Raw genomic sequence first — 26,004 nt, forward strand, 5'->3', positions numbered from 1 at the left:
ATTTGGCGTTGTCTAATAGTTGAGGTAAGGTAATCATCCGTCCTATATGGCGATACTGAACCTCAAATTCAAGGAGTCAACAATGCTTGGGTATCTCCCCGGAATCCAATAAGAGCCAAAGGTAATTCCAGCCGATGTTTTATCTCGTCGGTAACAGCAATCGGGGTATTCACGGCGCTCAAGGATTCATCCTTAAAGCCAAGTTCAATCTCACGCTTAACATCGTCAACGATTTTCTGGAACGGCTTTTGTGCGCCTCCTATCACGCGTGATTTACCCGTTGAGGATGGCTGCTCAGCCACAGCGAGAATACCTAATGGTATGTACCAATCTTCAGTCGGCACTGCAATATATTTGCGACACGCTATCGAACTGAATACGCTTAACATCATGAGTGCCGTTGTTGATACAGGTAAGTGTGGCGGCCTGCAAATATAAACCACAGGACCTGCAAACAGCCATTTTTTCGGCCCGGATTAACTGCCAATAGCCGATGCGTTCGACCCGAATTAAATGAAAATAGGCCCGCATTATTTGCCAACAGCCTGCAAACATCGCTCAAGACTCGCTTTAGCTGCAAATGAGGTACGACAGCGATTCCTTCATTTTCGGGCCATAAGGCCGCAACGATATAATTTCAGCCTTTAATGACTATCACCAGCTCCGGATCGTCCACAGACACAATATCCGCCTCTATAAGCAATTGTGCCTGTGTACTGCGGTGATATGTCGCAAACAGTAAACAATAGATTAACGAGCATGATTCTATGCCAATATTTGTATTTAGTATATAAATCATTATGTTATATTCAGGCATGATTCTTGATATAGGTATTGTTTCCATAACACGACATATAACCGCGCAGAGCAACGCTAAATACTGAAATACTCATCCCATTCCGGACTATCCAGTTCCAGTGTTTCGCGGATACGTTCGTCCTCGGCAATCACCAAGCGTTCAATCATGGCTCGTTTCGTTACGCCGTAACGCTTAGCCAGTCGTTCCAGCGCCAAGTCAGCCGGTACGCTCACCCATGTATTAATACGCCGCTCCCCTTCGCCTTGGTTGCGCCTGGAACGGTATTCAGCCTGGCGTTCTGAATTGGTTTTCGCCATATTGATTTCCCCTTGTGGTGTTACGCAGCAACAGTAGTATAGGTTTGTTACTGCGTAACGACAAGCGTTTTATAGTGCGGATTAGAATGATAGGAGTTGATTACATCCATTTTTTCGGGATCACATTAACTGAGAATGGGACCGCGGGCACGCCAGTATTCCCTCATCCAGGCGGCTTTGGCTCAGAAACGGGATCTATCGGCGGTTACGACTCCAGCAGCTTCGCAATCGCTTGCATCGGCAGTATCAGTCGAAGAGAGTCCGGTAAGCGAACGAAGCCATTAGCCTCATAGAAGGCCGCAGCCTGCTCGCTGATGGCGTCTACAATGAGCATGGAAGATCCAATGGAACTTGCACTCGCGTAAGCCCGCTGCACCGCATCCGCGAGCAAGAGTGCGCCCAGCCCTTGTCTTTGGTGATGGCCTGCGACAGCCAGACGGCCCACAAGGGTTGCACTGACCAAAGGATAGCGTGGGAGATGCTTGCGGGCAGCCACCGGTACGTCCCCTTGTGCCAGCGCAGTCGCGCATAGGGTGTAGTAGCCGAGTACTTCAGCCGGCTCGCACGGATCGACGAGAACGAATACGCCGTTGATCTTGCGCTTCACATCCTGATTGGCTTGCGTTTTGAAATAGCGGTCCAGGCTTTCGACGCCGCAGACAAAGCCAGCGCGATGGTGATGGGGTCCAAGCGGCTCGATTTTCAAATCGCGCGATGGCTCTGCAGGCATTTACGAAACAATCCGCCGCTTGTGCTCCGCCAGTGCGCGGATGAGCCTTTCATTGGCCTGGGGGGGACTCATGAGCGTATCGAAGAATACCTCTCGGTCACGTTCAGAAAGCCTGAGTGTCTCGTGCTCCGCAATGGTCCGGCGTGCAGCGTCGGCAAGCACTGCCACGCAAAAGTCGGTCACTTTTCGGCACTCCAGATGGGCTGCGCGTTCAATTAAGTCCTTCGTCTGTTCATCCAGACGGAAACCGAGTCTTTCCACGCGTACGGGCTCTGGTGCGGTCTTCACTTTTTTGCTGGGCATGGCAAAACCTCCTGGGTTACATTCATCATATTGACTAACATTGTACGTCATATTGACGAATTATAATAATCCTTTCTGCAGACTTGCCGGTTCGACAAAATGTTCGTTTTATCAGACCTGGGCCTGCACGGCCTGTTGATCGCTAAGTCATTGATTCTGTTGTTTCGTATTGCGGTTTCATAAAACAAAGTTTAAGATACAGTTTCACAATGAGATAATCAAACTTTTCAAGGATTCAGCGTTTATGAAAATTGGCTATGCCCGGGTGAGCACCCGGGATCAGCATCTAGAGCTCCAGATCGACGCCTTAACCAAAGCCGGCTGTGACAAGATTTATCGGGATATTGCCAGCGGCGCACGCGCGGAGCGTCCGGCGCTGAACGAGATGATCCGCAACCTCCGCCCTGGCGATGTGCTAGTGATATGGAAATTGGACCGGTTAGGCCGTTCGCTCAATCACCTGATCGGCCTGGTCAATGACTTGATGGAAAAAAAGATCGGCCTGCAAAGCCTGCACGATCCCATCGATACCACCACCCCGCAAGGCCGGTTGAGCTTTAACCTGTTTGCCTCATTAGCCGAGTTTGAGCGCGACCTGATCCGGGAAAGAACCCAGGCCGGTCTATCCGCAGCCCGGGCCCGGGGGCGTAATGGCGGCCGGCCCAAAGGCCTGCCCCAGAAAGCCGAAGCCACCGCCTGCGCTGCGGAAACCCTCTACAAGGAAGGCAAGCTGACGGTAAACGAGATCGCAGAAAAACTGGGGATCGCCAAAAGCACCCTATATGCCTATCTGCGGCATCGCGGGGTCAGGCTCGGGTCTTTTAAACCAGACGCTGAATGCGCCTAGTGAAAGGGCATGGGCGGCAGACGCATTTTCTCGGAAGCGCTGATCAGTTTACGCCACCGTCTCAGCGTCTTTCCGGCCCGCAGCAAGGAGCGTCGAGCCATCATGCAGGAAACCGCAAAACTGTATGGCGTCTCGGAAACCACCTTATACCGAGCCCTGCATGACCATAACCGGCCCAAGCCGTTACGGCGGTCTGACCGTGGGCAGCCGAGAGTCCTGCCGGCAGACGAAATGGCCGCGTATTGCGAAATCATTGCCGCCATGAAAATCAGGACGTCCAACAAGAAGGGCCGGCATCTGTCGACCTCGGGCTGCATTCGCCTGCTGGAGGAATTCGGCCTCGATACGCCCCAGGGCTTTGTCAAAGCCGGGCCCGGGCAACTGAAGAAAACCACCGTCAACCATTATCTGAAACAATGGGGTTATGACCGCAATTACCTGGTTCGGCAGCCGCCAGCGGTGCGTTTTCAGGCCGAGCAAAGCAATGACTGTTGGCAGTTCGATCTCAGTCCCTCGAACCTTAAACAGGTCAAACAACCGCTATGGGTGGATCAGGACCGGGCAGCGCCCACCTTGATGCTTTACAGCGTGGTCGATGACCGAAGCGGCGCCGCCTATCAGGAATACCACTGCGTCTACGGCGAAGATGTGGAAGCGGCGTTGCGGTTCCTGTTTGCGGCGATGTCGCCGAAGCAGGACGCCCAATTCGCCTTCCAGGGGATTCCGGCTAAGCTTTATTGCGATAGTGGCCCGATCACCCGAAGCCGGATTTTTCAGCAAGTCATGACCTACCTGGGAATTGAGGTGATCGTCCATAGGCCGAAAGGCAGCGATGGCACCCGCGTGACCGCCCGGGCCAAAGGCAAAGTCGAAAGGCCGTTCCGGACCGTCAAAGAAATGCATGAGACCCTTTATCATTTCCACGAACCGCAAAATGAAGCCGAAGCCAACGAATGGCTGTTTAATTTCCTGATTCGCTACAACAACATGCAGCATCGATCTGAAGCCCATTCCCGGATGGAAGACTGGCAACAGCACCTGCCTGCCACCGGCATTCGCGCAATGTGCTCCTGGGACCGGTTCTGTACGTTTGCCCGGGAACCGGAACGCCGCAAGGTGGGCGGCGATGCGCGGGTCAGTATTGATGGTATTTCCTATGAGGTCGATCCGGACCTGGCTGGGGAAACCGTCGTGTTGTGGTGGGGGCTGTTTGACAGCGAGCTGTATGTGGAATTCGGCGACAAACGCTATGGGCCTTATGCGTCCGTCAACGGCCCTATCCCTTTGGGGCGTTACCGGTCGTTCAAAAAAACCAAACAGCAAAAGCGGGCTGAGCGGATTGAAGCGTTGGCGAATGAACTTAAATTGACCCGCGCGGCGCTGGATCATCACCCTAATGCCGGCACATTGGCGGCTTTTGCGCCGGACCCGGACATACCGGGAACCGCGTTTAATGATCCCGATCCGTTCATGGAATTCACGTTCCCCGATCGGGTGGCGGCAAAGCAAGCGATTGCCGCTGAACTGGGCATGCCCTTGGCAAAGCTGAACCAGGAGCAACTGGATTACGTTAATCAAGTGGTCGCCGAGACCCTCAACAAGCGTCTGATTTTCGAACAAATACACGCTTTTTTTATTCGTCATTAAAAGGAAAGCCACATGTTAAGCGATGTCATGGACTATTACGGTCTCGCCCAGGACTGTCAAGGGGCCGGTTATTTTGAAACGGAACACCATCAGCAAATTGCTAAAGAACTCAAAGCCCAGGTCAAACAAGGCCGGATGATCGCCTTATCGGGCATTGTTGGGTGCGGCAAGACGACCACCTTAAAGGCGATCAGGCAGGAACTCATCAAAGAAAAAGAGGTTTTGGTGTCAAAATCACTGTCGATAGAAAAAGGGCGAGTCAATCTGGGCACCTTGATGATGGCGTTGTTTTATGATCTGGCCACGGAAAAGGATTTTAAAATCCCTACGCAACCCGAAAAGCGTGAACGCATGCTGCAAACGCTGATTAGAAAACGCCAAAAACCGATTGCTTTATTTGTCGATGAAGCCCATGACCTCGACAGTAAAACCCTGATTGGACTCAAGCGCCTCATTGAGGTCGTGCAAGACGGCGAGGGCACGCTCTCCATTGTCCTGGCCGGACACCCCAAATTAAAGAATGAATTGCGCCGGCCAGTCATGGAAGAAATTGGTTCACGGACGACGATCTTCAGTCTTGAAGGCATACAGGGCCAAAAAATTGCCTACATCAACTGGTTGCTGGAAAAATGCCTGAAAAAAGGCGTTAAACGCAGCGATGTTTTTACCGATGAAGCCTTGGCGCAGCTGGCAGAGCGATTAACGACGCCCCTGCAAATTGAACAGCACCTGAGATTAGCTTTCGAAGAAGCCTACCGCATAGGACAAAAGCCGGTGGAAACAGATATCATTGAGGCCATCTTGGCCAAAGACATCAATGCGTTAGGGCCGCGCTTAACCCGGCACGGCTACAATGCCAAGGCCCTGGCTGAACTGCTCGACACCAAACCCGCTGAAATACGGTCATTCTTGCAAGGCAACCTGACTCCAGCCCGGACACAAGAATTGCAGAACAGCCTGTTGGCGATTGGGATTCCCCTCTGATTTCTTATTGGCGCACAATGTGGGCCTTGAGCGATGTTTGCAGGCTGTTGGCAAATAATGCCGGTCTATTCTCATTTAATTCGGGTCGAAGGGGTTGGCTATTGGCAGTTAATCCGGGCCGAAAAAATGGCTGTTTGCAGGTCCTGTGGTTTATATTTGCAGGCCGCCACAGGTAAGTATTGCAGATACGCATAATGCTGGCTCAGGCGCTTCCAGATGTGCGAATCGTCCACATGGCGCAAGATGTCAACATGTGCGTGATCTATACCGTCAACTACCGCTTTGCGCTGCGCCTCGGCCATAAGAGCCAAGTACTCAACTTGCTCGAGAACTTTACGATTGCCATCTTCGCTCCTAAACCCCTTATCATAAACCTTAGTCTGTCTGGCCACCGCCGCCTTAATCTCGCGCCGTAGCCACGTGTCGCCGTTAGAATACACTTGGCCTTCCCACTTGTCCCTGGCTCTGTCGCTGCTTAAAGCCACAGCTTCAATCACGTCACAGTTGCGACCAAACCAGTATGCCAGATCGAAGAAGTACGCGGCATCTGCCTCGCTGTCGCCAGGGAATCCCGCGTTGCTGCCTGCGTGTAGTTCGGCAAAACTTGCCTTACCTGCCATCAGCCTATCGTTTGAGGGCTGTGCGGCCAGGGCTTTTGTCAACTGCTCGTCGATATCTTCGAAGCCATTCCACTTAGGGTCATATTCCGTAGTCCATTCCGCAGTCACCTCTTTACCATCAGCCGATATCAACTCAGGCTTAAAGCGCATCTCAATGAGTTTATTAAGCTCCACTGTGGCCTTCATACCGGCATCGCCCTTTCTGCCATCATCCAGGCCCAGTGCCATGAACCGCTTATCTGTATAGAGTTCCAGCCAGCCATCCGCTTTCTTATCGTGCAGTGGTTCGTCGCCCTCATAAGTGCCGACCACATGGAAGCCTTTACCGGATACACTGCGCTCAACCATACAGCCGGGGAACAAATCCATAAGCTCGGTGGCTTCAGTGCGGATCTCGCCGGTGTCGGTGTCTATGCAGTTGTCTAGGTCAAAGAAAAATAACTTTGTGGCTGCTGTGAATGTGAAGCCCACACGGAATGGTTTTGGCGAACCCTTAGACATGCGTTCCGCCGCAGCTACCGCAGCCTCATAGCTCATCCAAATGCGTGGGTTGTGCGCGTTTGCTGCGTACCCAGTGGCAGGGTTCTTTGGCTCTTTTATTGGCTTGCCATCAGGCTTAGGGTTTGGCTCTTCCCGCCATACGATCCACTGATTGAACGCTTTCATAGCGGCCAGTGGGTCCGGGGCGATGGCTTTCTGCTGCTGCTCCTTAATGATCTCAGCGGCTTTGTTTTGGATCTCGGCCATCATGCGCGCAGCGTACTCGTCTTTTGTCTCGTCGCCTAACAGGTAATAGCCTTCGTCGTAATATTGTTGTTCGAACTTCTCGACTTGATACATGTCGATAAAATCGGAATCAAGCGCGATTGAATTGTGATCGTCGTTGTTTATCATAGGGTAATTACTCAAAAATAAAAATTGTTGAAAGTTGTTTTTGAGCAGACCAGAACTATTGAATGTGCGCGGCTTATACAGTATTATTGCGCTTGAATAATTGTTCGTCTTAGTTCTGCTCGGGTATGGTCTGCTCAGGTCTCTCGGACAAGCTCTTAGCTGAAAATACGCAATCGGCTAAGAGCTTTTTCTTTTAAGCCCCTCCTGCTTCACGCGCCAGCTTCTCGCGATAAGCCACAATCATTTCTTTAATCAGTTTCGTGAATGGCTTGTTGAGTTCTAGCGATAAGGCTGTCAGTTCAGCGAATGAGTCTGCACGCACGTTCACTGTGCGGTATGTCGCTCTCTGATACTTTTGTCTGTATTCCATCTGTTCGGGTGTAAATGCTTTCACTTGTGGTATTCCTGTAGGTGTTGTGTTGCGCGAATTATATCTACGTTCAATTAAGAAACCTAACAAGTGGCTACTTGTATCAAGCTGACAACCACAGGTTTATAGCCTGTAAGTCATTGATTTTAATTGCGATCCTCAAATCTGAGGAGCGCATACCCGATTGTTTCCTGGTAGTGTACAAATTGGTTCCTGTTTGTTTACAATCGGATATGCAATGAGTCACGGTCAATTACCTGCTTGCTTAGCGCGGGCCTCTGCAATGCGCTGCGCTCTACGCTTAACTTTGTCCAGATAATTCAACACTTCGTATACATCCTTGAAGGCTGGGCCAGTGCTGTCGATCGAGCCGTCCGTATTCAGGATGCCAAAGGCGCAGTCCTCCTCAGTACTGCCGGTCGAGTCAAGCATGCCGTCAATTCGTAATACGCCCTGCGTGGTCGCGCAAAGCAGGTCATCATTCTGCACAGCTATGCCGTAGATTGTTAGCCCGAACTCCATAGTAAAGTGCTCCACTATAACGGCCTTCATGCCGGGAGCGACCGGGATAAATGTAGGTAACATCTGTGTCATTTTGCACCCCCATTGGCCAGCCGCTCAATCAACTCGTGAATGTCCGATTTCCTCCAGGCAATGGCGCGTTCGCCAAGGCCTACAGGCTTTGGGTACTTGCCCTCGGCTACGCCTTTTTCCCAGGTTCTTTTGCTGATCGGTATAAGTGGAGGAACCCCGCGCGATTTGGACCCAACGATGTCCCACACACGGTAGAAGCCGAGATTGTTATTTGCGTTTTGATTGTTCATTTGCGAGTTCCTGTAAAGGATTCGCTATGCCGTTGGCGATAACGCGCGCGGCAAAGCTCGATAAAGAAAAGGGTTCTATATCGCGTGCTTCTCGCTTGGCGCTTATCGTCAAGGTGTTTGAATAGAGTCGTTGTTTTGTGCGGCCCTAACACATGCTGGTCATCTGCCTTGCAGCGGATAACTTGTGTATAATTGTATTGCGCAGTTTGGCGCAAAGCAATGATTTAAAATGATTTGGGGTATTACCGGATTACTAAGTCACTGATACTTAAAGCTATTTGCACAGCGCCCATAGCCATGACAGTTGTTGTATGCGCGCAACAACTGCGGATACTAAGAGCTCTGTGCTGAACGGAATGTTAATACTTGTGGACATCATTTTTACCTTGTGAATCAATAGTTTAGGTTTGCAGCATCCTTGCTGCGTGGTGGCGGTTTAGAGCAAGGAGCCGAGAACGATTCCGAATGTCAGCCACAGCAGGGCATCGGTGATGCTGTCGAATGTGATACTATAGGTATGTAGTTTTTCAAACTGGGCCGCGATGCGATGGCAGTCGCTTAGGGCCTGATCTAACTTCGTCATGAGTATTCTCCAAGAAGTTTTCAAATCGGAAATCCCTGGAATCCAGGGATTACCCTTTCGGCTACTTGTCTGCCGAAAGTCTATCAATCAAGTCGTAAATGTCGGACTTCCTCCAAGCAATCGTTCTTACGCCTAGGCTAACTGGCTTTGGATATTTGCCTGATGCCATGCCCAGATACCATTGCGCTTTGCACACAGGTATGAGCGGCTTAATGCCACGTTTTTTACAGCCGATAATATCCCAAATTCTGAAGAAGCCCGTCTCGCGGGTGGACGTGTCGATGTGATAATGAAAAATTGGATCTTGTAACATTTGAAATCCTACTAAAGTATGATGTTTTGCGTCGCCATGCGTATGGCTTGGGCGTATGTTAAGGTCTATTGGCGTATATTTTTGAATGATTAAAAATCTTATCGCCGAATCGGGGAATCCCGACTTGAGATTTGTACTTAAGAATCATAGACTTATGCCAATCCACCAATATGGGATAAGAGCTGGCATACAAGCGCAACGAATGCGGTTAGAATTAACCTCAACTGTGGCCGATATGCAGAGCCACAGCGGCGCAGTGCAGTAACTTTTGCAGTAACTTAGCCGGCACATTCAGATCAGCCCTTTATCTATTCGGCATCCAAGGAGACTTATTTTTTCATGACGGAAATAATTAATTGATGACCATCACGGCAAATGCCCTGCCGCCCATTATGGCGGCAGGGCATTTGCCAATAGGTTGGAAATCTAACCATTGCATACACCGTACGATTTACCCTTCCCCACCGGATCTTTATGCCAACGCTGCCGGCAAATCGTCAGGAACGCCGCACCAATCGGCAGTCGGCAGGTAGTAAATCCATCCGCAACATAACGGTGGAACGTCGAATAAGGCCAATCGACAACCTGTCTCCCATAACCATGCTTCAGCGGATTCACGTGGATCTTAATCGATATACGGGCATAATCCCATCCGTTGAGGATCATATGCTCCAATACTATCTTTTCAATATAAAAAGTTAAAGGGAAATGGGTCAATCGTCGACATGATGAGGTTAATTTATATCTTTATGAGAATTACGGTCATGGTTAAACAAAAAAATTTAAAAAAGTTTTTCCTGATTAATAAAACAAAAAAAATATTGTTCTATCTTTTACTACTTTCTCTTACATTTTCCCAGCAGACCTTTGCTGAAGATGACCGCCGCTTTATCGATGTTTCAAAAAGTCCAATTGAAGGTATAACACCTCAAAGCTTTGTACCAAATGGATGGGCAATTGAAAAGAAAGTTGAGGGCGATTTAAACAGTGATAAACAACCTGACATGGTGTTGGAGTTGATTGAAAATGAAGCGATAACTTCTAAAAAGAATGAGAAATCCAATCCCCGTTATCGTGCAATGCTCGTATTATTTAAAACGCAAGAAGGCAAATTTAAACTGGCAACAACAGCGGATCATCTTTTACCGTGTTCTATTTGTGGCGGGACATATGCTGTCCCGGACATCGTGCCACAGATAAAGATTAATCGTGGCATTATTATTATAGAAACTGAGTTTGGTGGTGGCTCAAAAGAGACTTGCCGCCAAGTGCAGCGTTTTAGATATGATCTGGAACTTAATAAATTTGTTTTGATCGGTGCAGATGTAAATATAGCCAGTGAAAACACTCTCGAAAGTACTAACTATTTGACTGGGGTGAAGCTTATAGAACAGTTCAAGTATGATGAATCTTCTGGTAAGGATGCTGTTATTTCCACAAGGAAGGAGACTGTCTCCAAAGAGAAAAAGTTGATGGAACAATTGGATTATGAAGATTCTTTTTGTTTATGAAGAAGCGAACGAGGTCAGGTCTTGCAATCCAACATTTTTTGGTGTGAAGCTCATTGCTCAGTATGGCTGCAAGCCAATCATTTACCGTGATTCCGTTCATATGCTTTGACGACCCGCCTGACCGTTGCATAATGCACCTCGAACACCTCGGCAATAGCCTTCATCGAATAATCATCGGAAAGATAAGCCTGCGCCATACCAGTATGAGGGGCATGCGCATACTCGGATCGATATTCAGCCAACGGCTTGGCGAAAGGCCGGCGTTGCACGCGGGAGATTGTTGCCCCCCCCCTATAACTCACTGGATTATCATCAAAGCTAACGCCACAACAGCGAAAATGATAGCGATGCGCCGCCACACAAGGGCTGAGGGAGATAATTTGCCCTTATTGCGCAGATAATCCCGCGCTGAGAAAAAAGCGAAAAGCAAAGACAAAACGCCAAAGATCAGTATGGTCAGATTAGGCATCATTTTCATGCGGTATGCAGAAACAGACGCTGTTGCCGCCAGCCGGGAGCGCGGACTTCGAACAGCGGCTCGTCGGGCCTCATCAACGCCAGTTCCAATGCAGCGGCAGTTCGCTGGTGCTGAAAACCTTCCTGCAAGACTTTTCGGCACTGACTTTCAGAGATCGGAGCGCCCAGCAAATAGCGGCTTCCGGCCTGAAACCGGTGTTGTCTCGCAACCCACCAGGCTTGGATCTTGGCCGGATCAGGCCACGGCAAATCCTCGTCGCCGTCGAGTTCGACATCTTCGTCTTCCGGGGTTTCGGTAGGGCCCGATTCGAAACCTTCCGGCCGCTCGCCTTCCAGATTCTCATAAGCGATGTCGGCGCCCGTGATAAAACTGAACGACTCGCCCGCCAGCCGCGCCAGTTCCGGCGTTTCCATCTGCTTGATCAGCCAGGGTACGTACAAAGGATCGCCCACCATTCCCGTACCGGCAATCAGATCCCTTTGCCGTTCCGGATACTGTGCCAGGCCTTTCAACAAAGGTGCCGAGCCCTCAATCGGCATCGCGCGCAGCAACATAGGCAGAGCGCCAGGAAACTGCCTCGAGCCGGTCGCCATAAATACCTTGAGAACTTCCAGCGCATCGCTGCGATTACCCAGCAGCACCGCCGACCATGCAGCCCAGAAACGTATTGCGGCATCTTGGGCATGAAAACAATTACGGAGATCATAAATCAGGTCACGGCGTTTCAGCTCTCCGACTGTCCGCAAAGCACGGGCACGAAGTAGTGACGGCGCATCATGGTCTTGCACCCAATTATCCAGAATATTGCCCGGATTTACTCGATGAACCGCACAGGCGGAAAGGCCGATAAACCGGTGGAAGCTCGAACTGGAATCCAGCAGAAGTTTTACCGTTCTCGCCAGTTTGGAGGGTTCAGTCCAGCCAAAAGCCGAAACCAGTCCCTTAGCTGCCTCAACCGAATCTTCGGCAATGCTTGCGACTTTGGCCAATTTTTGCGGGTTCTTGCTTTCCAGAGCCAATAACCCGGCAGTAAACACTTCGCCGGCCTCGCCGATTTCCAGTGCCTGTTCGCACAGATTCCAGCCTTCCGGCCCGGCAATTCGCAAGCCATCCAGATGAGCTTCAACACGGTTGTCGAGTCTGGTTAATTCACTTAATTTATAGTGAGGCGCATTAACTGCCCGATTGCGGAGAAACCAGAGAAAAGCCGCTTCTTCGGCGTGTTGTTCAACGATGTGGGGAATCGCGGCAGCAAACATAAGTTATAACTTTTTCAAATAAAGGGAAACCCGATTAAGTTTCCGATAGACACTTTTTGAAGCGAACAGGACACAACCCTTTCTTTTAGAGCATATCATGGTTCATGGAAGCCAATTCATCATATTCATCAACTGACTCCTCCAGCCATTCCAGAAAACTCGCAACCTCGGCTTCTTCACCGTTATGGTGCTGGACGAATCGCCATTCCCCGTAAGGGTCGATAACCTCGGGATCTAACAAATATTTAGTCGCAGTCACGGATGACACACCAATAACCAGGCTTCTGGCCGCCACGTCATCCCCACAAGATTCCATTTTTTTTTGCCATTCGGATATCTTCTGCTTGCGCGGGCCGTCAAGCAAATCCTTGACTGGAAGGAGATCCAGCCCTCCATCGATCATGCGCCAGCCATTAAACATCTCGAGAAAGCGTCTGTACGATGGCGGCAGCGGTTTCCCGATTGCCGCCTCAAGCGCTGATATTTCTTCCTGGGAGGATGGAGGCCCTAATTCCTGCTCATCAGGAAGGCCTATTGAATCGTAATATTTTTTGCGGGCGGAAATGCCTTTTTCGACGGCGCGCCTGATACGGTCTTCGATGCTCTGATCCATTTTGTCCTCAAGTTCGCTAGCAGTTCTTGGTTGTGAAACCGGTCGGGTTTGGTGTCGTATTCCGTTGTTCTTTTATCTGTCGTCCGGACGCCCCGTTCACTTCACGATCCAGCCATAGAAATGGTCCCTGAGCCCGGCCTCCCAGTTGCATTTCATGAATGTGGTCCGCCTCCATATTATTCCCGAGCGGATCGTTTGTTTTTGCACAGTCATCGTAGAATTTTTTTGGCTGTTTGGCTGGGTTGGAGGAATCCGGCCAGCCTTCCGGCGCCGGTTTGTTCCAGTCGCGAGCGAATTTTGCAGCCCATCCGTTGCCGGCTTTACGTTGCAATGTCGGCTTGCCGTCTTTGTATGTATTTCTGGGTTTGATCTTTCCCTGCTTCGCAAGTGAGTCCAGCTTATTGGCCTTGGCTTGCATCTGCGCTTTTTGACACGGCGTCCAGCCAGGCTCGCACTCGAGCACGATCATGCCTACAGGGGTAGGAGCCAGGATTGCACCGGCCAGATCGACGGTATTTTCATGATTCTGGAATTTTTTGTCTGTCAGCCGGCAGACATTTTTGCCGTCCATCTTCACATCAAACGAATAAAGAATCCAGGTGGACTCCTTAATGAAAGTGCTGGATTTGACGCCGCCGATAGAACCCGGCTCATCACCATTGGACAGCGAAAATTCCGAACCCTTAATCGCAATCATCATGCCGCCATCGGCCTTAACGGTGGTTGTACCTTTGGCTAATGTCGCAGACTGGGAAATGTTCGGATAAGGAATGGGCACCGGGCCGCCCGGAGTCGGGGTCTTGCAGACATCGGGAATGGTCGCAGTGGAGATGGCGTTACTGCCTTTATGCACCAGCGAATTGGCTACACCGTTCACCTTGATTGTTACAGGCATTTAAACCGATCTCCTCACTTCCAGAATACTTGCCGCGCGTTCGCCGCCTTCGGAACTGGCCCAAACGAATGCCACGTTGCCATTTGAATAATTTTTGCTGCCGGCTATTGCGGCAAGTCCAACGTAGAGCGGCCCGCTGGCGGCGGAAACGTCGCCCCAACAATCCGCCGGGGCGACAAAGTCGGATACCGACTCAAAATACTCCTTGGTCCGCAAACAGGTAAAACCATATTCGTCGCCCCGATAAGGTTCGCCGTTCATATCACAATAGACGTCGGCCACCTTGACGCCTTCGGGTAATGCCTGCAGGGCAGTGCGGAAAGCCTGCGTAAGACCCTCGCCGATGCAGACAGTCTCAGTCTTGATGCGTTTGGGCTCAAACGCCGAACCCAAGCCAAGCAAACGCGCCAGAGGCTGAAGGCGCAGCCGTACAACAAATTCGTGCCGCATGACCAAAATCGCGCCGGCCGCTTCCCCTGGAATAAAACCCCAGGCATTGTTGAGCGGACCGGCCCCATGCAGCTGGTCGCATGCTTCCAGCCATTCCAGCGTCTCGGGTTCCAGATACGAATCGACTCCGGCGACCACACAAGCATCGAATGCGCCCTGAACAAGCTGTCTCGCTGCGGCTTCAAGGGCCAATAGTCCGGCGGCATGTCCATTGGGAAATGCGGCAACGCTTGCAAAAGTACTACGGTACTTTTCTGCCAGTGCATTCATGAGCATGGGTTGAAAATTCCCAGGCAATCCGGGCCGCTGACCGGGCAGGCCCAGCGACAGAGCGGTACGTGGACGAGGTGACTGCGCCTCGGCAATGGGGGCAAGAGCCTGGTCAATTGCTGGAAACAGCAATGCCTTAAATCGTTCCACACCCGTGATGTCGATATCCAGCCAGGGCGCTATCGCGGCACACATCGGCTCGCCCGCCGTATCGATCATATAAGGATGTTGCGTGAAGCCGCTGATTCCCGCCCTTACTGCCGCAGCGCTAGACCAGGCATTGCGTCCGACCGGCGTGCTGGCCCCTAACCCAACAACATAGATAGCCGTACTACTCATCTTGCCCCATCTCCAGCACAGCATCATCAGTCATAGCGTCCCCTTCTCTCAAATTAGTCTTGAGGGTTACGATGGTACGTTCCAGCTTTTGCACTTTGAAGTGGCACGGCAGAGCGGTATGCCAGACTAAGGAGACGCGCGGAAAATCCGGCTCCAGGATGACTGTGTGCAGATTACGCGTTTTATGGATTTCGCGGCTGCCGTCATAGAAACGGGTTTCGAAGCCCAGATAAATTTTGGGCAGCACAAAGCGCAATAAATTTCCGCTGGGCGTCAGACCGCTGAGCGCGACGGGTTCTCCGCCTTTTAAGAAACCTGGGGCCTGTTGATCAGTCGGCGCACATTGATAAAAGCGGTCATCGAAATCTTCCGGAAGGAGAGGCTGACGATTTTTTATCCAATTGTCATCATAAGTGCCTGCGAACGATACGCGCGGTTGCCAATGGCAGCTGACAGCCCCAAAGCCGGCCGGCTCCGGACGATCACTGCCCGACTGAATAAGCTGATTCGGATATTCAATATTGGGCAACGCTACACCTGCAAGATTCAGCCAGGAAGCCGCGTATCCGGTGCCTACAGGATTGCGCCAGTCGAAATCCCGTTCCGGATTGGCCGATGCATGATCCACCCCGCCAAAGGCCCGTTCGTATATTAAAGGCATTTTTTCGAAAGGTTCTGGGGCTGACAAGCCGCCTTCAGCATCCCAATGACGATCGCCATAAACGCGAAGCATCTTTGTAATAGGTCCTACCCGAAAGCCGGCATCCAGACAAGTTACCGTATAACCGATAGGGGCATATGCATGGCCGATGACCAGCACATCGGTAGTTTTCTTCGTTAAAACAAGATCGGCCTCGTACTTTATGCTGCTCTTGCCCGGCTCGCCGTAATATTCAGGAATGCGCAGCACGGGAGGCTGCTCCTTCGAGATTTCGACGGAACCATCCGGTTTGATGTCAAATGTTGCCTTGACTGCTACCAGCCAGATCTCGGCGCCATCGCGATCACGGACCCATCCTCGCTCAGCGGAAAAAGGCGTACGGTTATCAATTTGCCACATGAGAATATATATTAATTGATGTCAACCGCCGCCCCTTTGATCTTGTTGTATCCGCTTGACCGGCTCAGTACGTAAGCGCCTTTGAGAAGAACTTTTCCGGCGGCTGTCAAGGTAACGCTTGCTTCGCCGCAGCGGAGCACGATTTCTTTTTGCGCAGTAAGCAGCAATCTGTCGCCGTCAATCTGAATATCAACAGAGGAGGCAGGAGTGCCGTCTGACCGGTGATCGACCAGCAGATTTAGAATGACCGGTTTTTCCGGATCGCCATCGGCAAAGGCCAGAATCACTTCACGGCCTATATTGGTCTGCGACAGCGGTACGCCTGTCAGCGCCCGCAGCGCTTTTCCCTGCTTATTGTTTGGAAAATTTACCATCGGCAGGCCATTTTCGAAACCTTCCAAGCGGCCGATCACAACACTTGGCAGAGATGGCGCCTGAGCAGGGCTTACCGTTGCATCGTTGATTTGTTCGCCAGTGTGTGCCGACGGACTTTGAAATTTGATAACCGATTCTGCCGCCATTTTCTAGTTCTCGCCAATTTTGCTGCCTTTGATGACCACATTACTGTCTGCCTTGGCATTGATCTTGCCGGAACCGCGGATAGTAATGTTTTTACCCTTGATGGTAATGTCGCCATTTTTTTTCATAGTAATACTGGCATCCCCGGTTTTTATAACGATGGAGTCGCCTGCATTTATCATTAAGTTTTTACCTACATCAAGGCTGTCATCCTTGCCGACCGAAGCGCTCCGGTTATCACCGATACTGGAACTCTGGTTTTTTCCTACCTGAACGGACTGGTCGTTGCCAACATCCATTGAATAGCTGTTGCCAATGGTGGTCGCCTGATTGAGTCCTACGCTGACTGTTCTAGCCGCGCCGACCACAACCTCCTGAGCGGCGCCGATGGCAATGGCTTCATTGATACCCACCGCGCGCGTCCTGTTTAATCCGACGGTAATGGTCTCATTCTGGGCAACGGTTTCCGTGCGGTTCATGCCGATGTCTATGGTTTCATTGGCGCCGACGGTTTCTTTGCGATTGACGCCGATAGTGATGGTTTCGTTATTATCGACAGTTTCCGTGCGGTCATGCTTGATATGGGAGGTTTCGTCGTGATCGATGGTCTTGGTGCGATCATGACCCACCCAATGCGTTTCATCGTTCTCGACTTCGATGTCCTGATTTTTTTCGGCATGCAGATAAACCTGCTCCGAACCTTTCTTATCCTCGAAACGGAGTTCGTTGCAGTTGGCGCCAGAACCGCCTTTTGAGGAGCGGGTACGAACACCGCTCTGTGTGGCGTTGGCCGGCAATTCGAAAGGCGGCATCATATCGGCGTTGTAGACGCTGCCAATGATGAGCGGCTGGTCGGGGTCGCCTTCCAGGAATTCTATGACGACTTCATGGCCGATGCGGGGGATGGAGATCATGCCCCAATTCTTGCCGGCCCAAGGGTATGAAACCCTCACCCAGCATGAACTGTCCTGGTCTTTATTTCCGTAGCGGTCCCAATGAAACTGCACCTTTACCCGGCCGTATTTGTCGGTATAGATTTCCTCGCCGGCAGGCCCCACCACAACGGCGGTTTGCGCGCCCCGAACATAGGGTTTCGGCGTACTGCGCGGGGCGCGGTAAGGCCGTTTGTTGTCCTGGACGGTAAAGCTGCAATCGAAGAGTTTCTCTTCGCCCGCCGTGGAACTGGAAGAATATTCGTCCAGCAGCAGATGGTAGTTGGCGGAGACCACCAGATATTCACGGTTCTGGTCCTGGCGCGGGAATTCCTCCAGTTTGAACCGGCAGCCGACGGCCAGACCGCGGGCGTTGCCTTTGCCTTCGCAGCGTTCGAAACGGGCATGATGTTCCTCGATGCGCTGGCGGACAAAATTATCGCCTGCGCTGGTTTCCGTGTAGCGGCCAGGGTAATCGAAAAATTCATATTCGGCGTGGGGATGGGAATTTTTGAGAATGGACTTGACCAACAGATTGGCTTTCGGCTTCTTGAAGTCGTAATCGGTAAGTTCATAGACACCCGGCTGGACTTCGTGCGCGAAGATCCAGTCGTGGATGTGATCCTTGCGGGTACGGTCCGTCGGGCCGGTCTCGACATGATAGGAGATATCGTCATAGCCTGGAAACGGGGCATGGGCATTGTTGGAGTCGGCCAGCACCAGAAGATGCTTGTTCTTATCATGACTGAAGTAATAGTAAATCCCCTCCTCTTCCATCAGTCGGCTGACGAAGTCGAAGTCGGTCTCGCGGTATTGCACGCAGTATTCGCGCGTGGCATAGCTGCCGCTCAGTTTTTCTTCAAAGTCACTGAAGCCGCGGTCCTGGAAGACTTGCTTGATAATCTCGGGCACGGATTGGTTCTGGAAGATCCGGCAGTTGGAGGTGCGGGTCAGAAACCACAGCCAGGGCCGGACTGTGGCATGGTAGCCCGAAAGCCCGTTGACATCGCCCCACTGCCCGAAGCGGCTGACAAAGCCATGGAAGTAGCGCCAGTTGCCGTCTTCCAGTTGCAGCCTGATAGTGAGCGGTTCGCCCAGCAGTTTTTCGGGATCGATAGCCCGGTCTTCACTGACCAGTTCCACGCTGTATTCGAATGGCTCGCTCAAGCCCTCCCGGCCATGCATCTGGTAAAACAGCAAAGTATCTTCGGCAAGTGATGTAAAGACCTGGATCTTACGATTTTTTTGTGTAACCGCCATGGAGCTTGATTCCTGGAACAAGAGTGCATTCAACACTGAGCGTCAGCGTATAAGCGATCGATACCACTTTTTGCCGTTTATACCATTTTCTCTATCCAGCAAATATTATTAGAAAGCTGATGAAAGTCAATGCAAATTGGTTTAGTGCAATTTGATATAGCTTTTTTCAAACCCGATAGAACAAGTGGAGGGATAGGTTGTAAGAATAATTATACGAGTAATCAAAGCGGCTCCTAACTACAAGCTCAGCAAGAGACTTGCACATGGGTGAACATCGAATTATCTTAAGCACAAATGCTTATTTCCGATCACTTAAGGAGCCCTCATGCCCGGACAATTAAAGTTCGACTTCCGCTTCAGCACTGCCGCAGACAAAAAGGCTGCATCCGCAGATTCGCCCATGCGCATACTGATGGCGGGCAATTTCAGCGGACATCGTCATCCTGATGCGGCATTGAAGAATCGGACAATAACCGGCATAGATATTGATAATTTTGACGAAGTCATGTTCCGATTGAGCCCTGCACTGAACTTTCAGGACTTGCAGACCGAAGTCGTCTTCCACTGCCTCGACGACTTTCACCCTGATCATCTCTATAAGGAACTGGATGTTTTTCATCGCGTGGCTCAGTTGCGCCAAAGCCTGCAGAATCCTGCAACTTTTGCACAAACGGCGGCCAAGTTGATGGGGACGGCCAATGTACCGGATGACGCCGGACAATCTGTCGAACCAGCTCCGGCTGAGGATCAGAACGCATTGTTTGAGCGTCTGCTCGGGAAAGCGCCTGCGCAGCAACCACACCTGCAAAGTTCTCTGGACATCTTGTTTAAAAACGTCATAGCGCCCCATATCGTTGAGAAGATCGATCCGCGCCAGCCCGAACTGATAGCCGAAGTCGACCGGGTAACTAGCGCATTGATGCGCTCCCTGCTGCACCATCCTGACTTTCAGTCTCTTGAAGCATTATGGCGATCCGCTTATGAACTGGTTTCCCGCCTCGAAACGGGCGAATCACTGCAGTTGCACCTGCTCGACATATCACAGGCTGAATTGGCTCAGGATCTTCTGAGCGCCGGCGAGAATCTGGAAACCTCGGCCGTTTACCAATTGCTGGCCCGGCAGAGCATTGACCCTCCCTGGTCGGTGATAATAGGCGATTATACTTTTGCAGCCGCCCTGCAGGATGTACAAACACTGTCAGCCATGGGCGCTATCGCCGCCCATATGGGTACGCCTTTTCTGGCCGCCGCCGACAGCAGTCTTTTAGGTTGCCCTTCACTGGCCCAGCCTTCCCCTCCTTCGACATGGAATGGCGACTTTGAATTCATGGCCGCATGGCAAGCATTGCGTGAAAAACCTTATGCGCGATGGCTGGGCCTGGCGTTGCCCCGGATTCTTTTGCGCCTGCCTTACGGTAGAAAAACCGACCCGATCGACAGTTTTGAATTTGAAGAATTGACTACGCCGGACGAGCACGAGGCTTTCCTGTGGGGCAACCCTGCTTTCGCCTGCGCAAGATTATTGGCGGAAAATTTTCAGGAGGCCGGCTGGCCAATGTCGCCCGACCGGCACTTGAATGTCGACGACCTGCCCGCCTACAGTTATAAACGAGATGGCGAAACGCTCATGCAGGCCGGCGCGGAATGGTACCTGCCTGAAGCCACGGCAGAAGCAATGCTTGAGCGAGGCGTCATGCCGTTGCTGAGCTACCGGAACCGCAATTGCGCACGGTTGTTGCGATTTCAATCAATAGCTGCGCCTCTAGCCGGGCTTGCCGGAATCTGTAGCCGAGAAGATTGACTCACGTATTCCCAGCCTTGAATAATGTCACGATATATATACATGCTGGCAAACTCTCATCCATTGGAATTATGATTACGGCCGGAAAACGGTTTCCAAACGTTCAGGGCGAGGTTACAAACCTCGCCCTGCTCAATAGATTCTGCTCATTATCTAACTTTTACGAGCCACATCAACTCCTTCATACCCCAAATTTCAATCAAGCCCTTAACATTGCAGGACATTACGGTTTTTAAGGCTCAGTTTGTCGGTGGATTGCCAAGGCAAATCCACTCTACAGCTTTCAGATTCAGTAATGCGGTTCTCGGATTTTATCTATAAAATATGTTAGATGAATTTAACAATGATCAGTTAGCTTAAAACCAAGCAGAGGCTGAGATTCATCCTGTGCAGTGTCTCACCGCACGATAACAATAAAACATAATGCGCTGCTTCATGCCAAATGAGCGCAACATAAAGGGGGAACTTTCTAATGAAAAAAATTTTATTTCCGTTGCTGGCATTTACTCCGGCAGCCTGGGGGGCTCTCAGCGGGGCTTATATCGCCCAAGATGGAACTCAATTTCCTGTCGCCGACGTGACTTCCGCACTTAGCCATACAGAAGCTGCAAGTGCGTTTGGCGACTACCAGGCAAGCAAAGGTTTTACTGATTACGCGTATCGCATAACTGACGCCGTGGAAGGAGCAATTTTCGAGTGGAATACAGCTACTGATACTGTGACTTGCAGCTCACCCAGAGGCTCGTCTTCACTGCCGTTCGAGTCGCCATCAGATGCCGCTATCATTGAATTCCAAAACAACTGCTTTCCTGTTTTATCCGGCGGCCATGCGACAGAAGAGCAGCAAGCCATCAATGCAGTCAATGCTGCAACGACGATTAATTTGCAGCTTAACCGTAGCACAACCCAGATGAGCCGCTCGCTGCAATCAATGCGCACATTGAGGCAAAACCCGAATTCTTCTAACGCGGGCGGGGGCGCAGGCGATGGCTATGAGCTTGTGGGGCCATTTGGTCTTTATGTCAATTCCGGCGGTACATTCGGCAATGTTGAGAGCAGCAGCACTGCGGCAGGATTTGATTTGTATACCAGGAATTTTAACGGTGGCGTTGATTTAAAAATCAGTGACCGTTTGTTTACGGGCTTGTTATTTGGCTATACCAGCTCATCAGCGGAAGTCGTAAATTCGGGTGGCCGCCTGGATGCCGATACTTTCAGATTTTCACCTTTTGTGACGCTATTGCCAACTGAAAATACCTATATTGATATTGCGGCTGGTTATGCGAGCCATGACAATCGTTCAAAGCGCAACTGCGCAACGTGCGCTACTTCGGCGAATGCAGCCTTCCGTACAGACGAATACAACATCCATACGGGGCTGGGGTACACGCATAGCTTTGGAGCATGGAGTTTACGCGGATACGGTGAAGCGTCAGCTATTTATATGGATATTAGCGGTTACCAAGAAAGCGGAGATGCCCGTACTGGCTTGTTAAATGTGCCGAACCAATATGTTACGTCAGTAACCAGCACATTTGGCACCGAATTGAGCTATGCCTGGAGTTTGCCTTTCGGCGTGGTCACCCCGCGAGTCACTGGCGAATGGGTGAGAGAGTACGCCAATGACGCCCGAGTGACTCAGGCCCTGATTCAAGGGGGAGGCAGCACTTTAATCGTGTCGAACGCATCTGAGACAGATTGGGGTAATATCGGCGCCGGTGTTCTGGTGACATTACCGAACGGATTGTCGGCCATGTTTAACTATCAATCCCTTATTATGTCTGATGCTGTTAACCATACTATTGAAGGAGGGGTACGTTTCGAATTTTAACCGGATTATTCTTTAGTACGTCAAACATGAAATGATAATCTTAAAGTCACAAGTTATTCCATGTTTTGCGAGGCGATGACAGGCGCGCTATTTTCCTCCATTAGCGGATATCGGGTTGCCAATATGGCAACCCGATGCGTTCTTAGTCCAGGCTTTTCCGGCCTGGCGCTTATCAAGGAGAGCCCTTCGCAGCAATTAAAAGGCGGATTGCCTTTCAGCAAATCCGCCTACAACTCTTTGAACAGCATATTTTCAACGATTATTTGACCATTTCCGCCTTTACGAAAAAGCTTCCCTTCGTCTTTTCAATATTATCCGGCTTTAGTGACTGCCAAGTGGTTAATACTTTATCCTGTGAGCGTTCCAAACTAAACAAGACTTCGCCAACTTGATATTGCTGAACGCCATACTCATTTTCAATTTTTCCATTACCATAAGACACAAAGGCGATTTGCTTACCCACAGAATCGGATACTGCTCTACAAATAATTTTCTCCGAAATCTGATAACCATTAACTACCAGCGAACAAGAACCGTCAGCTTTGATACGCAAATTCATATCAATTACTATCGGACTACCGCCAAAGCTTTTTCCAAGCTGATCCTGGTACAGGTACTCTCCTTCCCATTCAAAAGACTCCTGGCTCATACAAGCATGAGGAGTCAGAAGCAATGCAATTGTCATTATTGGAAATTTGGCCCAAGATAGATGTTTCATCGTGTCACCCTATATATCCTTTTTTAGACCTTTTTGATACTTTTGCATTACTAATGAAGATACATCTGCAAATGAAATTTTGCCGTCTTTATCAAAAACCAGCATTTTGCTTATGCCTTTCTCAAAATGCGTAATCAGAAGATTTCCCAATTGCTGCAGGATAAAGAATCGCTATATGAACGTCTATAAAAGTGTTCACCCTACTGATCCTTGACGCTCAGCCCACTTGTGCATTCCCGTTGTTGTACATGTATATAATAAAAGGCTGCATGATACCCCTCACTACTTGCAGGAATGAGGATTTGTAACTAGCGCTTTCCACCTTCTGTGTTTTCTTGCCAATAATTGTAGCTTTTGTCGCCGGCGTGAAACTGACTGCCGGCCCCGCAGTTATCTTGAAATCGTAGTAATAGCTTGGCTTGTTCTTAACGGTATAAGTCGTGCCACCCTTTTTCCCGTTTGGTTCTAATTGGTTCGTTGTCGCTGTTTCCGATGTGACATGAAACGAGTTGGCGACACCACCCTCGGCGAGCGGTACGGAGATATGGAAATCTTCGCCTTGATACGTGAAGTTAAGGTAAACCATCGTCCCGCCGTCATCATCCGCATTACGGTAAGTCAGGCCGGGAATGGGGAGTCCGGCAGGATTGGGGGCTGGCAAACCACCGACCGCGTTGTTCCAATCGGTTTCGATAGTCATGAAGGTTAATGGCATAAGTGAACTCCTGTTTTGGTTGAATGAGAAAATAAAAACTGTTTGGGCTTTTCCGCCCATTCCAATACGACAAAGCGTAATTCATTGGGCGTAGCTTGCGATAGCCGTATTACGCCGCATTTTGAGTTTCAAGCATTCGACGCCATTATGCTATTGCTAATGCGCCCTACACCACTGCTGGGCCTTACTTACAGATCTATTTTAATTTAGCTCTAGCCTGTTTTGCGTTTTCCACATCCACCAATCTTTCAGATAATCCTTCGTCAATTTTCCAAGAATCACCCTCCAGATGGTAAAAATAGCCAGCGTTTCCACCCTCTTCTCCAGAACCCAATCTATAATAACTATAGAGAATAACCAGACCATTGTTGTTATGGAGCTTCGTTTTAGCAGTAAATACGGATTTGACTTCAATATCAAATAGTCCATCCGCTTCTTTCATGGGCGCAAGATGAGTCACTCGATATTTTTGAGATTTTTCTTCGGGAAAAAGAACAAGCCCACTAAAATTCGTAGATTGATTCTTATTACGATAAATTGCTACAACCGCATGTGATGATTTTTGTACTGTAACCTCTACCACTGGATCAACTAATTCAGCATCTTTCGGTAAGGCCGACTGAGCAAATGTTTGAATTGATTCACCGGATTCTCTTTGAACAAACTCAGCGCTCCACGTGAAAAATGGAAATAACATAAGCACAAAAAAAATGTTAATGAATATCCATTTTTTGTTTCGGTAATTACTATTAGCTTCGCTCATTATTAGTAATCCTATTTTTTAGTATTGTATTTTTTATAGGCTACTTCAAGCTTGATATCGTATTGGTTTTCTGCATATTTAGGCCCGTTATATGCACGACCAAAACTCTTCCATGCTTTGGACTTCAAGTGTTCAGCTAACCCGGTCTTGTTGATAAAATTAAAGGCGGATTGCCTTTCAGAAACTCCGCTCTATAGCTCTATAGCTCATCCATCATACGGCCATATTCGGCAGTTTTCCTTTTATTGAGGAATTTTAATCGGTCCTAATGCGTCTATCGGGATCTCGGAAACTTGAGTTGAAGTTTTATCGATGAGATCAAAAATAAAGCGTCTGCCAGTTTCATCTTCAATTTCTAGTGCATCACGCCCCGGAATCAGGGCCATGCTTTTGAAATAAATACCTATGCTATCAACACCGGATTCGGACTGATCCGATACTTCATAAACTTTCAGCATCCAAAGGCGTTCCCCAGTCTTCACGTCAATTGCAGTCAGATATCCTCCGGGCTGATCGCCACCGTGGTCGTAACTTTGCATATCCTGTTCATAACGGATTCCGTTGTGCTCTATCGGAGCGACAACTGGTGGAGCGGGGCGGCTGCCAGATTGAAAACCTTGACCCATGATGATTTTCTCCTTTTGTTTAACCACAGAATCGTGGCTATCATTTGATGAATGAAGTTTCAACGGCGGCCGGCACCAGAAATCAAAACATCCCAATGCAAAATACAAAACTTTGCCCATTGTGCTTCTATCGGCTACGGCATCAATCTAATTGATGTTCTAATTCATCAGCTTTCTTTAGATAAAATGAGGCAGATTCTCGGTTCCCCAGGCGCTTTAGCCGTTTACTGTAGGTCCTCGCCGCAGTTGCCGCATTGCGAAAAGCGTTGATAATGATATTACGATCAAGATCAGGCAATAATTCTCCATGAGAAAATTGCCCTGCAATATAGCCATCATCGCAATCAATAACGCCTAAAGATATTTCACCATGCTCAAGATTACCTAAAAAAAGTAACGTACTTAGCCCATCTTTGTATGCTCGCAATACACCTTGCCCATGTGCCATCCCATTTCGACAGCCTCCATCCCATACAACCGTTCTGCCTTGCCACTCGGGCGGGGATATAAATTTACAATCTTCTCTGCCTGCTATTTTATTTAATTCCTCGGAGACAACTGGAGTTGGCGTCAAACTTAAGAATAGCAAAGGCATAACAGCCAGAATTAATTTCAAAGGCTCATAATGGATTCCGGGGAGTTAGCTGATAATCAGTTCCAACAGTGAACTTAATAACGCTTTACCGCGTTTTCTGGCGTTATGCACAAATTCAAAAAAGCCTAAATAAATGGG

At 49.8% G+C, this 26,004-nt stretch carries 28 protein-coding genes and 1 pseudogene; 6 read left to right on the forward strand and 23 right to left on the reverse strand.

Annotated elements, in window-relative coordinates; all coding sequences use genetic code 11:
- Positions 1-68: 68 nt before the first annotated feature.
- From V2P20_RS02760 to V2P20_RS02775, 4 genes are all read right to left on the reverse strand, one after another.
- Positions 69-392, reverse strand: coding sequence for a hypothetical protein (locus V2P20_RS02760; RefSeq protein WP_331815896.1), 324 nt, complete (start codon positions 390-392; stop codon positions 69-71).
- 481 nt (positions 393-873) lie between these two features.
- Complete coding sequence (locus V2P20_RS02765) at positions 874-1,116, reverse strand: hypothetical protein (protein ID WP_331815898.1); 243 nt, start codon at positions 1,114-1,116, stop codon at positions 874-876.
- 205 nt (positions 1,117-1,321) lie between these two features.
- A complete protein-coding gene (locus V2P20_RS02770; RefSeq protein ID WP_331815900.1) occupies positions 1,322-1,846 on the reverse strand; it encodes a GNAT family N-acetyltransferase in 525 nt (174 codons plus the stop codon).
- Positions 1,847-2,149 (reverse strand): DUF1778 domain-containing protein, encoded by a 303-nt coding sequence (locus tag V2P20_RS02775; RefSeq protein ID WP_331815902.1) that lies wholly within the window; start codon positions 2,147-2,149, stop codon positions 1,847-1,849.
- A 244-nt stretch (positions 2,150-2,393) separates the two neighbouring features.
- Here V2P20_RS02775 and V2P20_RS02780 point away from each other — a divergent pair.
- The 3 genes and pseudogenes from V2P20_RS02780 to V2P20_RS02790 form a co-directional block, all read left to right on the forward strand.
- Positions 2,394-2,975, forward strand: a pseudogene (locus V2P20_RS02780) (recombinase family protein); the annotation flags it as partial.
- A 45-nt stretch (positions 2,976-3,020) separates the two neighbouring features.
- The gene (locus tag V2P20_RS02785) at positions 3,021-4,643 is read left to right on the forward strand and encodes an IS481 family transposase (protein WP_331815952.1); all 1,623 of its coding nucleotides are present in this window, start codon (positions 3,021-3,023) and stop codon (positions 4,641-4,643) included.
- 12 nt (positions 4,644-4,655) lie between these two features.
- On the forward strand, positions 4,656-5,627 hold the full coding sequence (locus V2P20_RS02790) for an AAA family ATPase (protein WP_268120878.1): 972 nt from the start codon (positions 4,656-4,658) through the stop codon (positions 5,625-5,627).
- Positions 5,628-5,725: 98 nt separating this feature from the next.
- On the opposite strand, the gene V2P20_RS02795 is transcribed toward V2P20_RS02790, so the two are convergent.
- The 6 genes from V2P20_RS02795 to V2P20_RS02820 all read right to left on the reverse strand — a co-directional run bounded on the left by V2P20_RS02795 (position 5,726) and on the right by V2P20_RS02820 (position 9,231).
- Positions 5,726-7,141: a hypothetical protein gene (locus tag V2P20_RS02795; protein WP_331815908.1), complete on the reverse strand. Its 1,416-nt coding sequence runs from the start codon at positions 7,139-7,141 to the stop codon at positions 5,726-5,728.
- 193 nt (positions 7,142-7,334) lie between these two features.
- Complete coding sequence (locus V2P20_RS02800; protein WP_331815910.1) at positions 7,335-7,535, reverse strand: hypothetical protein; 201 nt, start codon at positions 7,533-7,535, stop codon at positions 7,335-7,337.
- 225 nt (positions 7,536-7,760) lie between these two features.
- Entirely contained in the window at positions 7,761-8,105 is a 345-nt protein-coding gene (locus V2P20_RS02805; protein WP_331815912.1) for a hypothetical protein, read from the reverse strand.
- Entirely contained in the window at positions 8,102-8,335 is a 234-nt protein-coding gene (locus V2P20_RS02810) for an AlpA family phage regulatory protein (protein ID WP_331815914.1), read from the reverse strand. Before V2P20_RS02810 ends, V2P20_RS02805 begins: the two co-directional genes overlap by 4 nt.
- Positions 8,336-8,771: 436 nt before the next feature.
- Positions 8,772-8,918: a hypothetical protein gene (locus V2P20_RS02815; RefSeq protein WP_331815916.1), complete on the reverse strand. Its 147-nt coding sequence runs from the start codon at positions 8,916-8,918 to the stop codon at positions 8,772-8,774.
- 61 nt (positions 8,919-8,979) lie between these two features.
- Positions 8,980-9,231, reverse strand: coding sequence for an AlpA family phage regulatory protein (locus V2P20_RS02820; protein WP_331815918.1), 252 nt, complete (start codon positions 9,229-9,231; stop codon positions 8,980-8,982).
- Between the two features lie 764 nt (positions 9,232-9,995).
- Here V2P20_RS02820 and V2P20_RS02825 point away from each other — a divergent pair.
- Positions 9,996-10,742, forward strand: coding sequence for a hypothetical protein (locus V2P20_RS02825; RefSeq protein WP_331815920.1), 747 nt, complete (start codon positions 9,996-9,998; stop codon positions 10,740-10,742).
- A gap of 77 nt (positions 10,743-10,819) precedes the next feature.
- Here V2P20_RS02825 and V2P20_RS02830 read toward each other — a convergent pair whose 3' ends face one another.
- The 8 genes from V2P20_RS02830 to tssI form a co-directional block, all read right to left on the reverse strand.
- Positions 10,820-11,044 carry a hypothetical protein gene (locus tag V2P20_RS02830; RefSeq protein ID WP_331815922.1) on the reverse strand — a complete coding sequence of 75 codons (225 nt, stop codon included), beginning with the start codon at positions 11,042-11,044 and terminating at the stop codon, positions 10,820-10,822.
- Between the two features lie 172 nt (positions 11,045-11,216).
- Positions 11,217-12,479: a TIGR02270 family protein gene (locus V2P20_RS02835; protein WP_331815924.1), complete on the reverse strand. Its 1,263-nt coding sequence runs from the start codon at positions 12,477-12,479 to the stop codon at positions 11,217-11,219.
- Positions 12,480-12,564: 85 nt separating this feature from the next.
- On the reverse strand, positions 12,565-13,092 hold the full coding sequence (locus V2P20_RS02840; RefSeq protein ID WP_331815926.1) for an SMI1/KNR4 family protein: 528 nt from the start codon (positions 13,090-13,092) through the stop codon (positions 12,565-12,567).
- Between the two features lie 16 nt (positions 13,093-13,108).
- A complete protein-coding gene (locus V2P20_RS02845) occupies positions 13,109-13,987 on the reverse strand; it encodes a DUF4150 domain-containing protein (RefSeq protein WP_331815928.1) in 879 nt (292 codons plus the stop codon).
- Positions 13,988-15,046: a beta-ketoacyl synthase N-terminal-like domain-containing protein gene (locus V2P20_RS02850; protein ID WP_331815930.1), complete on the reverse strand. Its 1,059-nt coding sequence runs from the start codon at positions 15,044-15,046 to the stop codon at positions 13,988-13,990.
- Positions 15,039-16,106 carry a DUF2169 domain-containing protein gene (locus tag V2P20_RS02855; RefSeq protein WP_331815932.1) on the reverse strand — a complete coding sequence of 356 codons (1,068 nt, stop codon included), beginning with the start codon at positions 16,104-16,106 and terminating at the stop codon, positions 15,039-15,041. The genes V2P20_RS02850 and V2P20_RS02855 overlap by 8 nt, the downstream gene beginning before the upstream one ends.
- A gap of 11 nt (positions 16,107-16,117) precedes the next feature.
- The gene (locus V2P20_RS02860; RefSeq protein WP_331815934.1) at positions 16,118-16,627 is read right to left on the reverse strand and encodes a DUF6484 domain-containing protein; all 510 of its coding nucleotides are present in this window, start codon (positions 16,625-16,627) and stop codon (positions 16,118-16,120) included.
- 3 nt (positions 16,628-16,630) lie between these two features.
- The gene (gene tssI / locus V2P20_RS02865) at positions 16,631-18,817 is read right to left on the reverse strand and encodes a type VI secretion system tip protein TssI/VgrG (protein ID WP_331815936.1); all 2,187 of its coding nucleotides are present in this window, start codon (positions 18,815-18,817) and stop codon (positions 16,631-16,633) included.
- A 325-nt stretch (positions 18,818-19,142) separates the two neighbouring features.
- On the opposite strand from tssI, the gene V2P20_RS02870 reads away from it, so the two are divergent.
- Together V2P20_RS02870 and V2P20_RS02875 are read left to right on the forward strand one after the other, a co-directional pair.
- The gene (locus V2P20_RS02870; protein WP_331815938.1) at positions 19,143-20,618 is read left to right on the forward strand and encodes a type VI secretion system contractile sheath large subunit; all 1,476 of its coding nucleotides are present in this window, start codon (positions 19,143-19,145) and stop codon (positions 20,616-20,618) included.
- A 472-nt stretch (positions 20,619-21,090) separates the two neighbouring features.
- Complete coding sequence (locus tag V2P20_RS02875; protein WP_331815940.1) at positions 21,091-22,449, forward strand: autotransporter outer membrane beta-barrel domain-containing protein; 1,359 nt, start codon at positions 21,091-21,093, stop codon at positions 22,447-22,449.
- 259 nt (positions 22,450-22,708) lie between these two features.
- Here the strand turns inward: V2P20_RS02875 and V2P20_RS02880 are convergent, their stop codons facing one another.
- The 5 genes from V2P20_RS02880 to V2P20_RS02900 all read right to left on the reverse strand — a co-directional run bounded on the left by V2P20_RS02880 (position 22,709) and on the right by V2P20_RS02900 (position 25,887).
- Complete coding sequence (locus V2P20_RS02880; protein WP_331815942.1) at positions 22,709-23,167, reverse strand: DUF5991 domain-containing protein; 459 nt, start codon at positions 23,165-23,167, stop codon at positions 22,709-22,711.
- Between the two features lie 217 nt (positions 23,168-23,384).
- The gene (locus tag V2P20_RS02885; protein WP_331815944.1) at positions 23,385-23,882 is read right to left on the reverse strand and encodes a hypothetical protein; all 498 of its coding nucleotides are present in this window, start codon (positions 23,880-23,882) and stop codon (positions 23,385-23,387) included.
- 196 nt (positions 23,883-24,078) lie between these two features.
- Positions 24,079-24,645, reverse strand: coding sequence for a hypothetical protein (locus V2P20_RS02890; RefSeq protein WP_331815946.1), 567 nt, complete (start codon positions 24,643-24,645; stop codon positions 24,079-24,081).
- Between the two features lie 242 nt (positions 24,646-24,887).
- On the reverse strand, positions 24,888-25,391 hold the full coding sequence (locus V2P20_RS02895) for a hypothetical protein (RefSeq protein WP_331815948.1): 504 nt from the start codon (positions 25,389-25,391) through the stop codon (positions 24,888-24,890).
- A 22-nt stretch (positions 25,392-25,413) separates the two neighbouring features.
- Positions 25,414-25,887 carry a hypothetical protein gene (locus tag V2P20_RS02900; protein WP_331815950.1) on the reverse strand — a complete coding sequence of 158 codons (474 nt, stop codon included), beginning with the start codon at positions 25,885-25,887 and terminating at the stop codon, positions 25,414-25,416.
- Positions 25,888-26,004: the final 117 nt, after the last annotated feature.

The sequence above is a fragment of the Methylobacter sp. Wu1 genome (assembly GCF_036553575.1).
GTDB lineage: Bacteria > Pseudomonadota > Gammaproteobacteria > Methylococcales > Methylomonadaceae > Methylobacter.

What these genes read in the sequence shown, in the direction of transcription:
- V2P20_RS02840 (WP_331815926.1), bottom strand. Translation starts at nt 13,092, where the DNA reads ATGGATCAGAGCATCGAAGACCGTATCAGGCGCGCCGTCGAAAAAGGC.
- V2P20_RS02775 (WP_331815902.1), bottom strand. Translation starts at nt 2,149, where the DNA reads ATGCCCAGCAAAAAAGTGAAGACCGCACCAGAGCCCGTACGCGTGGAA.
- V2P20_RS02850 (WP_331815930.1), bottom strand. Translation starts at nt 15,046, where the DNA reads ATGAGTAGTACGGCTATCTATGTTGTTGGGTTAGGGGCCAGCACGCCG.
- V2P20_RS02870 (WP_331815938.1), top strand. Translation starts at nt 19,143, where the DNA reads ATGCCCGGACAATTAAAGTTCGACTTCCGCTTCAGCACTGCCGCAGAC.
- V2P20_RS02890 (WP_331815946.1), bottom strand. Translation starts at nt 24,645, where the DNA reads ATGAGCGAAGCTAATAGTAATTACCGAAACAAAAAATGGATATTCATT.
- V2P20_RS02860 (WP_331815934.1), bottom strand. Translation starts at nt 16,627, where the DNA reads ATGGCGGCAGAATCGGTTATCAAATTTCAAAGTCCGTCGGCACACACT.
- V2P20_RS02770 (WP_331815900.1), bottom strand. Translation starts at nt 1,846, where the DNA reads ATGCCTGCAGAGCCATCGCGCGATTTGAAAATCGAGCCGCTTGGACCC.
- V2P20_RS02855 (WP_331815932.1), bottom strand. Translation starts at nt 16,106, where the DNA reads ATGTGGCAAATTGATAACCGTACGCCTTTTTCCGCTGAGCGAGGATGG.
- V2P20_RS02805 (WP_331815912.1), bottom strand. Translation starts at nt 8,105, where the DNA reads ATGACACAGATGTTACCTACATTTATCCCGGTCGCTCCCGGCATGAAG.
- V2P20_RS02825 (WP_331815920.1), top strand. Translation starts at nt 9,996, where the DNA reads ATGGTTAAACAAAAAAATTTAAAAAAGTTTTTCCTGATTAATAAAACA.
- V2P20_RS02815 (WP_331815916.1), bottom strand. Translation starts at nt 8,918, where the DNA reads ATGACGAAGTTAGATCAGGCCCTAAGCGACTGCCATCGCATCGCGGCC.
- V2P20_RS02795 (WP_331815908.1), bottom strand. Translation starts at nt 7,141, where the DNA reads ATGATAAACAACGACGATCACAATTCAATCGCGCTTGATTCCGATTTT.
- V2P20_RS02765 (WP_331815898.1), bottom strand. Translation starts at nt 1,116, where the DNA reads ATGGCGAAAACCAATTCAGAACGCCAGGCTGAATACCGTTCCAGGCGC.
- V2P20_RS02880 (WP_331815942.1), bottom strand. Translation starts at nt 23,167, where the DNA reads ATGAAACATCTATCTTGGGCCAAATTTCCAATAATGACAATTGCATTG.
- V2P20_RS02885 (WP_331815944.1), bottom strand. Translation starts at nt 23,882, where the DNA reads ATGCCATTAACCTTCATGACTATCGAAACCGATTGGAACAACGCGGTC.
- V2P20_RS02895 (WP_331815948.1), bottom strand. Translation starts at nt 25,391, where the DNA reads ATGGGCAAAGTTTTGTATTTTGCATTGGGATGTTTTGATTTCTGGTGC.
- V2P20_RS02875 (WP_331815940.1), top strand. Translation starts at nt 21,091, where the DNA reads ATGAAAAAAATTTTATTTCCGTTGCTGGCATTTACTCCGGCAGCCTGG.
- V2P20_RS02760 (WP_331815896.1), bottom strand. Translation starts at nt 392, where the DNA reads ATGATGTTAAGCGTATTCAGTTCGATAGCGTGTCGCAAATATATTGCA.
- tssI (WP_331815936.1), bottom strand. Translation starts at nt 18,817, where the DNA reads ATGGCGGTTACACAAAAAAATCGTAAGATCCAGGTCTTTACATCACTT.
- V2P20_RS02820 (WP_331815918.1), bottom strand. Translation starts at nt 9,231, where the DNA reads ATGTTACAAGATCCAATTTTTCATTATCACATCGACACGTCCACCCGC.
- V2P20_RS02810 (WP_331815914.1), bottom strand. Translation starts at nt 8,335, where the DNA reads ATGAACAATCAAAACGCAAATAACAATCTCGGCTTCTACCGTGTGTGG.
- V2P20_RS02835 (WP_331815924.1), bottom strand. Translation starts at nt 12,479, where the DNA reads ATGTTTGCTGCCGCGATTCCCCACATCGTTGAACAACACGCCGAAGAA.
- V2P20_RS02790 (WP_268120878.1), top strand. Translation starts at nt 4,656, where the DNA reads ATGTTAAGCGATGTCATGGACTATTACGGTCTCGCCCAGGACTGTCAA.
- V2P20_RS02845 (WP_331815928.1), bottom strand. Translation starts at nt 13,987, where the DNA reads ATGCCTGTAACAATCAAGGTGAACGGTGTAGCCAATTCGCTGGTGCAT.